At 69.7% G+C, this 13119-nt stretch carries 11 protein-coding genes, 2 tRNA genes and 1 pseudogene; 5 read left to right on the top strand and 9 right to left on the bottom strand.

Going from position 1 to position 13119, the window contains the following annotated elements; genetic code table 11:
• Positions 1-59: 59 nt before the first annotated feature.
• Positions 60-602, bottom strand: a complete 543-nt coding sequence (locus QF037_RS16915) for a PPA1309 family protein (protein ID WP_307026098.1) — start codon at positions 600-602, stop codon at positions 60-62.
• A gap of 163 nt (positions 603-765) precedes the next feature.
• Here QF037_RS16915 and QF037_RS16910 point away from each other — a divergent pair, with 163 nt between their 5' ends.
• The 4 genes and pseudogenes from QF037_RS16910 to QF037_RS16895 all read left to right on the top strand — a co-directional run bounded on the left by QF037_RS16910 (position 766) and on the right by QF037_RS16895 (position 6019).
• Positions 766-3696, top strand: coding sequence for a UPF0182 family membrane protein (locus QF037_RS16910; RefSeq protein WP_307037201.1), 2931 nt, complete (start codon positions 766-768; stop codon positions 3694-3696).
• Between the two features lie 59 nt (positions 3697-3755).
• Positions 3756-3829 (top strand) — tRNA-Met (locus tag QF037_RS16905).
• Between the two features lie 207 nt (positions 3830-4036).
• Positions 4037-5870 (top strand): annotated as a pseudogene (locus tag QF037_RS16900) (tetratricopeptide repeat protein).
• Positions 5871-5945: 75 nt separating this feature from the next.
• Positions 5946-6019: transfer RNA gene (locus tag QF037_RS16895), tRNA-Met, on the top strand.
• 50 nt (positions 6020-6069) lie between these two features.
• Here QF037_RS16895 and QF037_RS16890 read toward each other — a convergent pair.
• The 6 genes from QF037_RS16890 to hisN form a co-directional block, all read right to left on the bottom strand.
• Entirely contained in the window at positions 6070-7206 is a 1137-nt protein-coding gene (locus QF037_RS16890) for an ABC transporter substrate-binding protein (RefSeq protein WP_307026096.1), read from the bottom strand.
• Complete coding sequence (locus QF037_RS16885; RefSeq protein WP_307026094.1) at positions 7203-8063, bottom strand: ABC transporter permease; 861 nt, start codon at positions 8061-8063, stop codon at positions 7203-7205. Before QF037_RS16885 ends, QF037_RS16890 begins: the two co-directional genes overlap by 4 nt.
• On the bottom strand, positions 8060-8827 hold the full coding sequence (locus tag QF037_RS16880) for an ABC transporter ATP-binding protein (protein WP_307026092.1): 768 nt from the start codon (positions 8825-8827) through the stop codon (positions 8060-8062). The genes QF037_RS16885 and QF037_RS16880 overlap by 4 nt, the downstream gene beginning before the upstream one ends.
• A 130-nt stretch (positions 8828-8957) precedes the next feature.
• A complete protein-coding gene (locus QF037_RS16875) occupies positions 8958-9374 on the bottom strand; it encodes a Fur family transcriptional regulator (RefSeq protein ID WP_266822234.1) in 417 nt (138 codons plus the stop codon).
• Positions 9375-9504: 130 nt separating this feature from the next.
• Entirely contained in the window at positions 9505-9897 is a 393-nt protein-coding gene (locus QF037_RS16870; protein WP_307026088.1) for a CBS domain-containing protein, read from the bottom strand.
• A 136-nt stretch (positions 9898-10033) separates the two neighbouring features.
• Entirely contained in the window at positions 10034-10834 is an 801-nt protein-coding gene (hisN, locus tag QF037_RS16865) for a histidinol-phosphatase (protein ID WP_307026086.1), read from the bottom strand.
• A 177-nt stretch (positions 10835-11011) separates the two neighbouring features.
• Here hisN and QF037_RS16860 point away from each other — a divergent pair, with 177 nt between their 5' ends.
• Positions 11012-11620, top strand: coding sequence for a TetR/AcrR family transcriptional regulator (locus tag QF037_RS16860; protein WP_307026084.1), 609 nt, complete (start codon positions 11012-11014; stop codon positions 11618-11620).
• Between the two features lie 86 nt (positions 11621-11706).
• On the opposite strand, the gene QF037_RS16855 is transcribed toward QF037_RS16860, so the two are convergent.
• Together QF037_RS16855 and rsgA are read right to left on the bottom strand one after the other, a co-directional pair.
• On the bottom strand, positions 11707-12030 hold the full coding sequence (locus tag QF037_RS16855) for a DMT family transporter (RefSeq protein WP_030594474.1): 324 nt from the start codon (positions 12028-12030) through the stop codon (positions 11707-11709).
• Positions 12031-12106: 76 nt separating this feature from the next.
• Positions 12107-13117 (bottom strand): ribosome small subunit-dependent GTPase A, encoded by a 1011-nt coding sequence (gene rsgA, locus QF037_RS16850; RefSeq protein ID WP_307026081.1) that lies wholly within the window; start codon positions 13115-13117, stop codon positions 12107-12109.
• Between the last annotated feature and the right edge of the window lie 2 nt (positions 13118-13119).

Below are 13119 nucleotides of genomic sequence, written 5' to 3'. Positions count from 1 at the left end.
CCCCAGGACCAGGGGCGCCCTCGTTCACGTACGGGAAGAGGCCGTCGTACCGGAAGAACTCAGTCCTCGAACGTCGCCGACAGCGCCTCCGCGAGCCCCGGCACCAGGGCGCCGCCCGTGAGGACCTCCGTCGGGGAGTCCTTCTCGCGCAGGCGCAGGGCCGAGTCGCGGGTGCCGTCGCGCAGGACCGCGACCGTCATGCGGACCTCCTGGCGGTCGGGGTGCTTGGCGACCCACTGGGAGAGCTTCTTGTCGCTCAGGCCCTCCGGGACCGACGCCTCGGCGGACGGCGGGAGCATCAGGCGCTCCACCGTCAGGGCGCAGCCGACGACCGGGTCGGGCCAGGCGATCGTGCCGAGGAACTCGTCCAGCGGCTTGCCCGCCGGGATCTCCTCCTGCTCGATCGGGGTGAGACCGGTGGTCGCCTGCTCGTCCTCCAGGCCGAGCTGGGCCGCGATGCCCGGTTCCTGAGCGCGCAGCCGGGCGGTGTCTACGAGGGCGAAGAGGCGAGCGGGCTGGTCCCAGCCGAGGCCGGACACGTACTCGTCGATCTCGAGTACGGCCCGGGTCAGGGGGCTCGCTGCCATGGGTGTGTTGGACATGGTCACAATCCTGCCTCGTTCATGGCCCGAATCGGGAACCGAGTAAAGCGTGAGTAAGTTGCATAGGTGAGGGCCTACGATCACGTGGCCCACGGACGGCCCGCGGGGACGCGGGTCTGACGGACCAACAGCGACTTTCGAGGTGCGCACCTTGGCTTTCCAGATGCCGGACCGCGGCGGAGGCCCGACGGGGCCACGGATCAGAGTGGGCCGCCCGTCCCGGCGTGTCCGGACCCTGCTCATGACACTGGGCGTCCTTGCCGTGCTCGGCATGGCGTTCACCATGTTCGCCGGGTTCTGGACGGACTGGCTCTGGTACCGGTCGGTGAACTACTCGTCCGTGTTCACGACGACCCTGTGGACGAAGATCGGCCTGTTCTTCGTCTTCGGCCTGCTGATGGCCCTGTCGGTCGGCTTCAACATCTGGCTGGCGCACCGGCTGCGGCCGCCGCTGAGCGCGATGTCGATGGAGCAGCAGAACCTCGACCGCTACCGCATGGGCATCGCGCCCTACAAGAAGTGGCTGCTGCTGGGGATCACCGCGCTCGTCGGCCTCATCGCCGGCGCCTCGGCGTCGAGCCAGTGGCGGACCTGGCTGATGTGGGTCAACGGCGTGTCCTTCGGTGAGAAGGACCCGCAGTTCAAGCTCGACATCTCCTTCTTCACCTTCGACCTGCCCTGGTACCGGTTCCTGCTCGGCTTCGGCTTCGCAGCTGCGATCCTGTCCGTGATCGCCGCCGCGCTGACGCACTACCTGTACGGCGGGCTCAGGATCACCAGCCCGGGAGCGCGCGCCACGGCCGCCGCCACGGGCCATCTGTCGGTGCTGATGGGCATCTTCGTCGCCCTGAAGGCGGTGGCCTACTGGCTCGACCGGTACGGCCTCGCGGTCAAGTCCAGCGACTTCAAGGCGACCGACAACTGGACCGGCCTGAGGTACGTCGACGCGAACGCCTATCTGCCGGCCAAGACGATCCTGTTCTGCATCGCCGTCATCTGCGCCCTGCTGTTCTTCGCCACCCTGTGGCGGCGCACCTGGCAGCTGCCCGTCATCGGCTTCGGTCTGATGGTGCTGTCGGCGATCCTCATCGGCGGTCTGTACCCGGCGATCGTCCAGAAGTTCCAGGTCCAGCCCAACGAGCAGGCCAAGGAAGCGCCGTACGTCACCAAGAACCTCAAGGCGACGCGCGAGGCGTACGGCATCGACGACGCCGACGTCAACGAGTACACGGGCACGTCCACGACCACGGACAAGACCAAGCTGCGCGACGACGTCGACAACACGGCCAGCATCCGCGTGGTGGACCCGAACATCGTCTCGCCGACGTTCCAGCAGCTTCAGCAGATGCGTAACTACTACGCGTTCCCGATCAACCTGGACGTCGACCGCTACACCAAGGACGGCAAGGACCAGGACACGGTCATCGGTCTGCGCGAGCTGAACCTCGCCGGCATTCCGAAGAACAACTGGATCAACGACCACTTCCGCTACACCCACGGCTACGGCGTGGTCGCCGCCAAGGGCACCGCCGCCGACTCCGAGGGCCGCCCGGTCTTCACCGAGTCCGACCTGCCCTCGCAGGGCGACCTCGGGACGTATCAGCAGCGGGTCTACTACGGCGAGAAGACCACCGAGTACTCGATCGTCGGCGGTCCCCAGAAGGAGATCGACTACTCCGACGACAGCGGCGAGAAGACCTTCAGCTACACCGGCAAGAGCGGGGTCAACCTCTCCAACCCGGTCAACCGGGCCGCGTACGCGGTGGCGTTCAACGAGCCGCAGATCATGTACTCCGGCGCGATCGGCGAGGGTTCGCGGATCCTGTACAACCGCACGCCCAAGGAGCGCGTCGAGGCGGTCGCCCCGTGGCTGACCATCGACGGCGATGCCTACCCGGCGGTCGTGGACGGGAAGATCCAGTGGATCGTCGACGCGTACACGACGACGAACGGCTACCCGTACTCGTCGCGTACGACCCTCGGTGACACCACGGCCGACTCGCTGACCGCGACGAACAACTCGCGCGCGGTGGTGGCCCAGCAGAACCAGGTCAACTACATCCGCAACTCGGTGAAGGCGACCGTCGACGCCTACACCGGCCAGGTGAACCTGTACCAGTGGGACACCAAGGACCCGGTCCTGAAGACCTGGATGAAGGCGTTCCCGGGCACGGTGAAGGCGAAGACCGCGATCTCGGACTCGCTGATGGCGCATCTGCGCTACCCGCAGGACCTGTTCAAGGTCCAGCGCGAGCTGCTCAGCCGGTACCACGTGAAGGACGCGACGACGTTCCTCAGCGGCTCCGAGGTGTGGCAGGTGCCGGACGACCCGACCAACACGTCGGGCGAGCCGGTGCCGCCGTACTACCTGAGCATGAAGATGCCCGACCAGAAGGCGCAGGCGTTCTCGCTCACGACGACGTTCACGCCCAACGGCCGTGACCAGCTCAGCGCGTTCATGTCGGTCGACGCCGAAGCGGGCACCAGCGACTACGGCAAGATCAGAATCCTGAAACTGCCGACGAACACCAGCGTCCAAGGCCCTAAACAGGTACAGAGCCAGTTCAACTCCGAACAGGACATCGCCGAGACCATCAGCCTCCTCAACAGAGGTGATTCCAAGGTGGAGTACGGCAACCTGCTGACGGTGCCGCTCGACGGAGGACTGCTGTACGTGGAGCCGGTCTACGTACGCGGTGGTGGACTGAAGTACCCGCTGCTGCGGAAGGTGTTGGTGACCTACGGAGGCAACACCGCCTTCGAGGACACCCTCGACGAGGCCCTCAACAAGGTGTTCGGGGCGGACGGCGAGACCACCACGCCACCGGAGGACGACGGCGGGGACACCACGAAACCGCCACCGACCTCCGACAACCCGACGGTCCAAGAGGCGCTGAACGACGCCCAGAAGGCCTTCGAGGACGGCCAGGCTGCCCTGAAGAAGGGCGACTGGGAGGCGTACGGCCTGGCGCAGAAGGACCTGGAGGAAGCGCTGCAACGGGCCGAGGACGCACAGTCCAAGGAGGACAAGACCGGCGGCAGCAGCCCGAGTCCGAGCGGCAGTCCGAGCCCGAGCAGCAGTCCCAGCGGCTGACCGGTTCCTGAGCTGGTCAAATGCCCCTCCCGCGCCGTGGTACGGTTTGAACACAACGGCGCGGGGTGGAGCAGCTCGGTAGCTCGCTGGGCTCATAACCCAGAGGTCGCAGGTTCAAATCCTGTCCCCGCTACTGAAAACGAAGGCCCGGATCCTGATCAAGGATCCGGGCCTTCGTGGTGTGCGAACGCATGTGCCGGACAGAGGGATGGCTGTGCCGCCGTGGGGAGTTGGGCGAACTGTGTTTGACTTGTCTCTCTGTGGGCATGTCGACAAAACGCTGAAGTGACCTCACTGGCTGCGGTATACCAGGTGTACCCAGGTTGCAGGTGGTGCGACGATGGACGTTATGGGGGACAAGGCAACTCTGTTGGAGACAGGGCGGTTTGAGCAGTCTGCTGACTTTGTGCAGTCTGCCGATCTTGTGCAGCCTTCCGACCGGGACGAGACCGGTGAGGCCGCCGAGGAAGCAAGGCAGCGGCTCGCCGCGGAAGCCGGCGATGTCGAGGCGATGAGCGTCCTCGGGGCCATGCTGCTGCGCCGCGGTGATCTCGACGGAGCCGAACCCCAGCTGCGTGCCGCCACCGCCGCGGGTGACCGGGCCGCCGCCAACAACCTGGGCGTCCTGCTGCACCAGCGCGGATACGCCGACGACGCCGCCGGATGGTGGCGGATCGCCGCCGTCGCCGGGTCCGCCGCGGCCGCGCACGCGCTGGGGCGCCACCACCGGGAGAAGGGCGACGAGCCCGCCGCCGAGTACTGGCTGCGCCAGTCCGCCGAGCAGGGGCACGCCCTCGGCGCGTACGCGCTCGCCGATCTGCTGGAGCACCGCGGGGACGCCACGGCCGGGCAGTGGATGCGGGCCGCGGCCGAGCGGGGGCACCGTGAGGCGGCCTACCGGCTGGCGCGTGCTCTTGATCGCGAAGTGTCGGCCGAAGGGGACGACGGGCCCGACAACGGTGTCTCCCCGGCGGCCGAGCAGTGGTACCGGCAGGCCGCCGCGCGCGGACACCGGCGGGCCGCGCTGCACCTCGGAGCGATCCTGGAGCGGCGCGGTGAGCTCAAGGAGGCCGGGCGCTGGTATCTGACCTCCGCCAAGGACGGCGAGGCACGGGCCGCCTGTGCCCTCGGGTTCCTGCTGCGTGACGCGGGAGACGTCGAGAGCGCCGCGGTCTGGTGGCTGCGCGCCGCGCAGGACGGGGACGGCAACGCGGCGAACGCGCTGGGGGCGCTGCACGCCGAGCGGGGTGAGACGCAGACCGCCGAGCGGTGGTACCGGGCCGCGATGGACGCCGGTGATGTCAACGGCGCGTACAACCTCGGGCTGCTCTGTGCCGAGCAGGCGCGGACCGCGCAGGCTGAGCAGTGGTACCGGCGGGCGGCGTACGCCGGACACCGGGAGGCGGCGAACGCGCTGGCGATCCTGCTGCTGCAGGGCGGGGACACCGCCGGGGCGGAGCCGTGGTTCTCCAAGGCGGCCGAGGCCGGGAGCGTGGACGCGGCGTTCAACCTCGGGATTCTCTTCGCGGGGCGGGGCGAGGATGTCGTCGCGCTGCGGTGGTACGAGCGGGCCGCGGCCGCCGGGCACACCGAGGCGGCGCTCCAGGTCGGGATCGCGCGACTGCGGGACGGGGACGAGGCGGCGGCGGAGCAGCATCTGCGGTGTGCGGCCGGGGGCGGCAGCTCGGAGGCGGCGTACCGGCTGGCGACCGTGCTGGACGCCCGGCGTCCGCCCGTGCCCGCGCATGAGCTGGGGGAGCCGGTGCACTCCTCCAAGAGCGAGTGCGAGGAGTGGTACGAGCGGGCGGCGTCCCAGGGGCATCGGCGGGCACAGGTGCGGGTGGGCATGCTGGCCGCTGCCCGCCGGGGATGTCGTGGGGGCGGCTCGGTGGTACCGGGAGGCGGCCGAGGCGGGCTCCCGCAACGGTGCCTTCAATCTCGGGCTGCTGCTGGCCCGGGAGGGGAGCGAGCCCGAGGCGGCGGTGTGGTGGACCCGTGCGGCGGACGCGGGACACGGCCGGGCGGCTTTGCGGCTCGCCCTGGTCTACGCGCGTCGTGGGGAGCTCGCGGAGGGCCAGCGCTGGGCCGACCGGGCCGTGACGCTGGGACCGCAGGAGGTGTCGGAGCGGGCGGCTCGCCTGCGGGACGCGCTGCGGCAGGAGCTGTCGGCCTGACGGGCCGGCTCCGGGGACCGGGGGAAAAGCGATTTGCTTCCGTCCTCCGCGTTGACGTAGTGTTCATTTCACCGACGCGGGGTGGAGCAGCTCGGTAGCTCGCTGGGCTCATAACCCAGAGGTCGCAGGTTCAAATCCTGTCCCCGCTACTGAAGGCCGAGGGCCGGAATCCAGAAGGATTCCGGCCCTCGGTGTTTCTTCATCGCCGGTGGCCCACCGCCTCCTCGTACAGGGTGCGGTCGACTGTCCTGGACTCCGGCAGCGGGTCGCCCTCGGAGACTCCTTGCGCGGTGTATGCCGCTTGCAGACGGTCGGTCGTGCCTTTGCGGATCTCCCAGTCCATCCGTAGGGACGGGGTCGAGCGGAGGATCTGCTGGTCTGCCTTCAGGAGTTTCGCCAGATAGGTGACGTAGGCCTCGTCCTTCTTGTAGTCCGTCGCGAAGTACGAGTTCACCGTGCGGATGTATGCGCGGAGCAGGGCCACTCCCGCGTCCACGTCCCGCTGGAGCAGCGAGGGGCCGTACAGCATGCCGCCCAGCGGCTCGCCCTGCGGCTGGCCGCCGAGGAAGGCGTAGGCGGGCTGTCCGTCGACCTTGCGCCACACCGGGTCCAGGAGCCAGGCCGAGTCGACGCCGCCGTTCTCCAGGGCGGTGAGGACGTCCGCGGAGCCCAGCTGCTGGTACTGGATCCTGTCGAGGCCGCCGCCGTGCTTCTCCAGGGCCTTCTCCATGGGGTACGCGATGACGGAGCCCTTGCCGATCATCGTGCCGAGTCTGCGGTCGGCCATGGACACGTGGGACGCGCTCTCGCCGTCCTTCAGCCGCACCCACAGGCCGCTCTTCGAGCCGGGGCCCGGTGAGAAGTTACCCGCGACCCACTTGATGTCGAAGCCGCCCCGGAGACCGTTCATCACGGCCGCCTCCGGAGCCGCCCAGATCGCGTCGAGGCCGCCCTTGGCGAGCAGGGGCAGCGCGTCCGGCGTGGGGAGGACCTTGAGGGTGACGTCCAGGCCCTCACGTGCGAACTCGCCCTTGTCCAGGGCCACTTGCAGCGGTGCCACGTACTCGGCGCTCAGTGTTCCCGTCGCGATCGTCAGCTTCTGCCTCTTCGCCAGGGGCTTCGGGGCCGGTGCGCCGGGCTGGCAGCGGGCCGGCAGACGGCTCGCGGAGAGGTCGGCCGGGTCCGTCCAGGACGTGGCGCCACAGCCCTCCACCGGGCTGATCGTGCGCTTCCCGGCGTCCGCCCGCGGTGCGTTGTCCTCGTACGGCGACGAGCAGGCCGCCGAGGTCAGCAGTACGGCGGTCAGTGCCGCCACCACGCACGTCCGTCCCCTCATGACTGCCCCCGTCCACGGTCCCGCGGTGCCCATGGGGTGAGCAACCGGCCCACCACCCGCACCAGTTCGGAGAAGACGACCCCCAGGGCCGCCACACAGACGATCCCCACGAACATCACGTCGTTCTGGAACAGCGCGCGGGAGTCGAAGATCAGATGGCCCAGGCCGTTCGTCGCCGCGATCTGCTCCGAGGCGACGATCACCAGCACGGCCACGCCCGCCGCTATGCGGGCGCCCACCAGGACCGACGGCAGTGACGCCGGCAGCAGGACGTGGCGGAACATCTGCCAGGGTGAGGCACCGAAGACCTGGCCCGCGTCGCGGTGGCCTTCCGGGATCGACATGACCGCGGACATCGTCGAGATCCACACGAAGAAGAAGACCGTGGCCGCGACCAGGGCCACCTGCGGCCCCTCGCCCAGACCGAACATGTTCAGGAAGATCGGCAGGAGGGCCAGCTTCGGGACCACGTACAGGGCGTCCAGCAGGGGCTCCAGTGCTGCTCTGACCAGGGAGAGCGAGCCCATCAGCAGGCCCAGCGCGTACCCCGCGGCCGTGCCCACCGCGTAGCCCGCCACGACGCGCTTCGTCGTGGCCCACACGTCCGGCCACAGCTCGCCCTCCGCGGCCCGGTCCCAGCCGTCCGCGAAGATCGTGGACGGTGCCGGGTAGACACGGGAGTCGATCCAGGCCCGGTCGGCGGCCAGTTGCCACAGGAGGACCAGGAACAGGGGGACGGCCGCCGCCAGGGACAGTTCCAGGGCGCGTCGGCGCCTGTGGGTGCGTACGGGATGGAGCTCGTGCGGGCCCGGGGCGCGGACCAGGACGGACTCCCGTGCGGGAGCGGTCGTCGTCATGCCGGCACCGCCTCCTTGCGCAGCAGGTCCCACAACTCGCTCTTGAGGTCCGTGAACTCCGGCGCGGAGCGGATGTCGCCGGTGCGCGGGCGGGGAAAGGGCGGGCGGCGCTCGGCGATGACGCGGCCGGGGCGGGCGGACATCACCAGGACGCGGTCGCCCAGGACGATCGCCTCCTCCAGGCTGTGGGTGATGAAGAGGGTGGTGGTGCGGGTCGTCTGGGTGAGTTCCAGGAGCTCGTCCTGGAGGATCATGCGGAGTTGGGCGTCCAGGGCCGCGAACGGCTCGTCCATCAGGAGGAGTTCGGGCTCCACCGCCAGCGCCCGGGCGATCGCCACGCGCTGGCGCATGCCACCGGAGAGGGTCGACGGGTAGGCGGTGGCGAAGTCCGACAGGCCCATGCGGGCCAGCCAGGCGTCGGCGCGGGCGTCGGCCTCGCGGCGGGGGACGCGCTGGATGTCGAGGCCGAAGCGGACATTGGCGCGGACCGTCTTCCAGTCGTAGATGCCGTAGTCCTGGAAGATCATGGCGGCCGGGCGAGGGCTGGTCGTACGGATCTCCAGGCGGCCCGTGCTGGGGCGCAGCAGACCCGCGGCGATGCGCAGCAGGGTCGACTTGCCGCAGCCTGAGGGGCCGACGACACAGACGAACTCACCGGCGGTCACGGACAGGTCCAGCGGGCCGAGGGCGGGCACCGCGCCGGGGCCTCGGCCGAAGGTTCGGGTCAGATCACGTGCGCTGAGTTTCGGATACAGCTCTCCCACGGGGTCTCCTCGCGGAGTGCGGAACGGACTGGTGGGTGCCGTTGACCATATGACGGTCCGTCAGATCCGGGAAGCCTGTAGACAGCACAAAGCCCCGGCGCCCAAGGGGGCCGGGGCTTCGGAAGCGGGTTTATGCCGCCGCGCAGTTCGGGCAGACGCCGCGGTACGTCACCTCGACGCCCGAGACCGTGAAGCCGAAGCGCTCCGAGTCGGGGAGGTCGGTGAGCGGGTCGCCGCTCGGGTGGACGTCGCGGATCGCGCCGCACTGGGCGCAGACCAGGTGGTGGTGGGGCCGGTGCGCGTTCGGGTCGTACCGCTTGGCGCGCTTGTCGGTGGCCACCTCGAGCACCTCGCCGAGGGAGACCAGCTCACCCAGCGTGTTGTAGACGGTCGCGCGGGAGATCTCGGGCAGCTTGGCGACGGCCCGTGCGTGGACCTCGTCGGCCGTCAGGTGGACGTGATCGCCGTCGAGGACCTCGGCCACGACACGCCGCTGCGCGGTCATCCGCCATCCGCGGCCGCGCAGTCGTTCCAGAAGGTCACTCATAGGGGTCACCTTAACAGCAAGGGGGACCAGGCTCCGAATAGGTGTGAATTTAGAGTGCACCTCGAGTTGGACAATGTCCAGTGTGGCGGGGGGTGGGCCGGGCCGCCCGACCCACCCCCCGGTACTGCGCTCAGGCCGGGACGTGCTGTCGTGCCGGTGCCCAGCAGCGGATGATGTCGCGGACCGAGACGATGCCGACCGGCTCGCCGTGGTCCAGGACGATGAGGTGCCGGAAGCCGCCGTGGGCCATGGCCCGGGCCGCCTCCTCCAGGGTCCAGGACGGTGTCGCGAAGACGACGTCGGTGGTGGTGTGGTCGTGGACGCGTTCCGTGTCCGGACTCTGGCCCAGTCCCACGGCGTTGAGGACGTCGCGTTCGGTGAGGATGCCGATGCCGCCGGCATCGGGGTCGAGGATCACGGCCGCGCCGACGCGCCGGGCTGACATCAGGGCGGCGGCTTGGCGGAGGGTGTGGGCGGGGCCGATGGTGAGGACCACCGTGCTCATGGCGTCGCGGACGAGCATGGGTGCGGAGTCACCTCCTACGAATCCCCGGGATAGTTCGAGGATTCACAAGTTCACAAATGAGGGTCCCCTCAGAGTCGCAGGTAAAGCGAGGGTCAACAAGGGGGCGCGTGCGGCCGATTGAGGGCGTACGCGCTCAGTAGCGCTGGTTGAGATAACCCAGCATCTCGTCGTGGAGCAGACCGTTGGAGGCGGCCGCGTTGCCGCTGTGCGGGCCCGGGCGGCCGTCGAGGCCGGTGAAGGAGCCCCCCGCCTCCGTCACGATGATCGCGTTGGCGGCCATGTCCCACAGGGACAGCTCGGGTTCGGCACAGAGGTCGACCGCGCCCTCGGCGACCAGCATGTAGGGCCAGAAGTCGCCGTACGCGCGCGTGCGCCACACATCGCGGGTCAGGTCCAGGAAGCCGTTGAGGAGGCTGCGCTCCTCCCAGCCGCTCAAGGAGGAGTACGCGAAGGAGGCGTCCGACATCTTCGAGACGCGGGAGACATGCAGCCGGGAGGCCGAGGTGAGGCTGCGCCCGGTGAAGGCGCCGTTGCCCTTCGCGGCCCACCAGCGGCGGTTGAGCGCCGGCGCGGAGACGACGCCGACAACGGGCTGGTAGCCGCCCTCCGCCGCCTCCATCAGGGAGATCAGGGTGGCCCAGACGGGAACACCCCGGACGTAGTTCTTGGTGCCGTCGATCGGGTCGATCACCCAGCGGCGGGGGCCGGTGCCCTGGACGCCGTACTCCTCGCCGATGATCGCGTCCCGCGGACGGGCGCGCTGGAGATGGGTACGGATGATCTCCTCCGCCGCCTTGTCCGCTTCGCTCACCGGGGTCATGTCCGGCTTCGTCTCGACCTTGAGGTCCAGCGCCTTGAAGCGGTCCATGGTGGTTGCGTCGGCCGCGTCCGCGAGGACATGGGCGAAGCGGAGGTCGTCGAGGTAGTCCGGCATGGGACGAACGCTATCTGCCGTGGTCGGTGCGGGGCTACACGGGACCAAGGTGCGGACGGGCCCCGGGCGGACGGCGTGCGGTGGATCAAGAGCGCCCCCCGATGCCCTCGCGAACCCTTGACAGTGCCCTCACGCGCGTCAAATCTGGGGCCCAGAGCCGCTCGCCCCTAGGAGGCGATGATGCCTGCAGCGAGGGAATCCCTGCTGGACGCCGCGTACACGGCGCTGGCCCGCAGGCCGTGGTCCACCGTGCGGATGGTGGATGTCGCGGCGGCGGCAGGAGTGTCCCGGCAGACGCTTTACAACGAGTTCGGGAGCAAGGAAGGGCTGGCCCGCGCGCTGGTGAGAAGGGAGGCCGACAGCTATCTCGCCGGCGTCGAGCGCGCGCTCGCCACCCACAGCGACGCCCGTGACCGGCTGACCGCGACCGCCGAGTGGACCGCGGCCACCGCCAAGGACAACGCACTCGTACGGGCCCTGCTCACCGGCTGCTGGAGCGAGCGGCTGCCCTCCCCGACGCTGTCCGCGGTCCCGTCCTCCTCGGCCGTACCGGCACAGCGCCGGGCGGACGGTCCGCTGCCGTCCCCCGGCGACTTCGTGGCGCTGGTCCGCGACCGTGCCGTGGCGGTGCTCGGCGGACCCGGTGCGAACAAGGCGGACCACGCCGACCTCGCCCGCTCCTGCGAGCTGACCGTCCGGGTCGCACTGTCGTGTGTGGCCGCTCCGCCGGGTGAGGGCGGGGTCGCGGACCTGGTACGCAGCGCGCTGCACCGGCAACCGGTGTGAAAGCCGTTGCCCGTTGCCCGAAGTGACCCCGCCCGACGTCGACTTCGACGGCGGACGGGCCGTCAGGAGAGCCGTCCGAGCGGCCCTCAGTGTGCCGAGCCGGACAGCTGGAGGCCGATCACGCCCACGATGACCAGGCTGATCGAGACGAGCTTCAGCGTCGACACCAGGTCGCCGAGGAAGATCATGCCGTAGATCGCGGTACCCGCCGCCCCGATGCCGGTCCACACCGCGTACGCCGGGCCCACGTCGAGTTTCCTCAGCGCCAGGGTCAGCAGACCGAAGCTGCCGAGGGCGAAGATGCAGAACGCGACCGTGGGCCACAGTCGAGTGAAGCCGTGCGAGAGCTTGAGGCACACGGCGAAACCGGTCTCCAACAACCCGGCGACCACCACCAGCAGCCACGCCATGTGCTGTCCTCCCGTAGGTCCGGCTCGGTGCGATTATGCCTTTGCCTGACCTGTACGGAGCCAAACAACGCGGAGGTCAGTCGCCTTCCGTGCGTTCCCTGGTCGCCAGCAGACGGCGGAGCGAGTACAGCCGCGCAGGGTCGGCGTGCCCCTCGGCTACCCACTCGTCCAGCGCGCAGTCCGGCTCATCATGACTGCACGCACGGGGACAGCCTTCGGTTCCCGGCACCAGGTCGGGGAACGCGAGGATCACGCGGGACGGGTCGACGTGGTGCAGCCCGAACGACCGCAGGCCCGGGGTGTCGATCACCCAGCCCGCGTCGCCCGCCAGCGGCAGCGCCAGCGCCGAGGTGGTGGTGTGGCGGCCGCGGCCGGTCACCGCGTTCACATGGCCCGTCACCCGGCGGCGGTCCTCCGGGACCAGCGCGTTCACCAGCGTCGTCTTGCCCACGCCCGAGTGGCCGACGAACGCCGTGATCTTGCCGTCGAGTTCCGCGCGCACCCGCTCCACCGCGCTGCCGTTCTCCAGTTCCTCACGGCTGGTGACGACGTGCGGGATGTCCAAGTGGCCGTACAGCTCAAGGAGTTTGTCGGGCTGGGCGAGGTCCGACTTCGTCAGGACCAGGAGGGGGGTCAGGCCGCCGTCGAACGCCGCGACCAGGCAGCGGTCGATGAGGCGCGGGCGGGGTTCGGGGTCGGCCAGGGCCGTGACGATCGCCAGCTGGTCGGCGTTGGCGACGACCACGCGCTCGAAGGGGTCGTCGTCGTCCGCGGTACGGCGCAGCACCGAGGTGCGCGGCGCGATGCGGACGATACGGGCCAGGGTGTCCTTCTGGCCGGAGAGGTCGCCGACGATGGCCACCCGGTCTCCGACGACGGCTGCCTTGCGGCCCAGTTCGCGGGCCTTCATGGCCATCACGACCGTGTCGTCGACCAGACACGTCAGCCGGCCCCGGTCGACGGTGAGGACCATGCCCTCGACCGCTTCCTCGTGCTTGGGGCGGATGTTCGTACGCGGCCGGTTGCCCTTGCGGTTCGGGCGGCTGCGGATGTCGTCCTCGTCGGTGTTCTTGCCGTAGCGACGCATGA

Origin of the sequence: Streptomyces canus (assembly GCF_030815415.1) — a bacterium.
Classification (GTDB): Bacteria; Actinomycetota; Actinomycetes; order Streptomycetales; family Streptomycetaceae; genus Streptomyces; species Streptomyces canus_F.
This window is presented reverse-complemented; position numbering and strand designations above follow the sequence as displayed.

What these genes read in the sequence shown, in the direction of transcription:
- QF037_RS16915 (WP_307026098.1), bottom strand. Translation starts at nt 602, where the DNA reads ATGTCCAACACACCCATGGCAGCGAGCCCCCTGACCCGGGCCGTACTC.
- QF037_RS16910 (WP_307037201.1), top strand. Translation starts at nt 766, where the DNA reads ATGCCGGACCGCGGCGGAGGCCCGACGGGGCCACGGATCAGAGTGGGC.
- QF037_RS16890 (WP_307026096.1), bottom strand. Translation starts at nt 7,206, where the DNA reads ATGAGGGGACGGACGTGCGTGGTGGCGGCACTGACCGCCGTACTGCTG.
- QF037_RS16885 (WP_307026094.1), bottom strand. Translation starts at nt 8,063, where the DNA reads ATGACGACGACCGCTCCCGCACGGGAGTCCGTCCTGGTCCGCGCCCCG.
- QF037_RS16875 (WP_266822234.1), bottom strand. Translation starts at nt 9,374, where the DNA reads ATGAGTGACCTTCTGGAACGACTGCGCGGCCGCGGATGGCGGATGACC.
- QF037_RS16870 (WP_307026088.1), bottom strand. Translation starts at nt 9,897, where the DNA reads ATGCTCGTCCGCGACGCCATGAGCACGGTGGTCCTCACCATCGGCCCC.
- hisN (WP_307026086.1), bottom strand. Translation starts at nt 10,834, where the DNA reads ATGCCGGACTACCTCGACGACCTCCGCTTCGCCCATGTCCTCGCGGAC.
- QF037_RS16860 (WP_307026084.1), top strand. Translation starts at nt 11,012, where the DNA reads ATGATGCCTGCAGCGAGGGAATCCCTGCTGGACGCCGCGTACACGGCG.
- QF037_RS16855 (WP_030594474.1), bottom strand. Translation starts at nt 12,030, where the DNA reads ATGGCGTGGCTGCTGGTGGTGGTCGCCGGGTTGTTGGAGACCGGTTTC.
- rsgA (WP_307026081.1), bottom strand. Translation starts at nt 13,117, where the DNA reads ATGCGTCGCTACGGCAAGAACACCGACGAGGACGACATCCGCAGCCGC.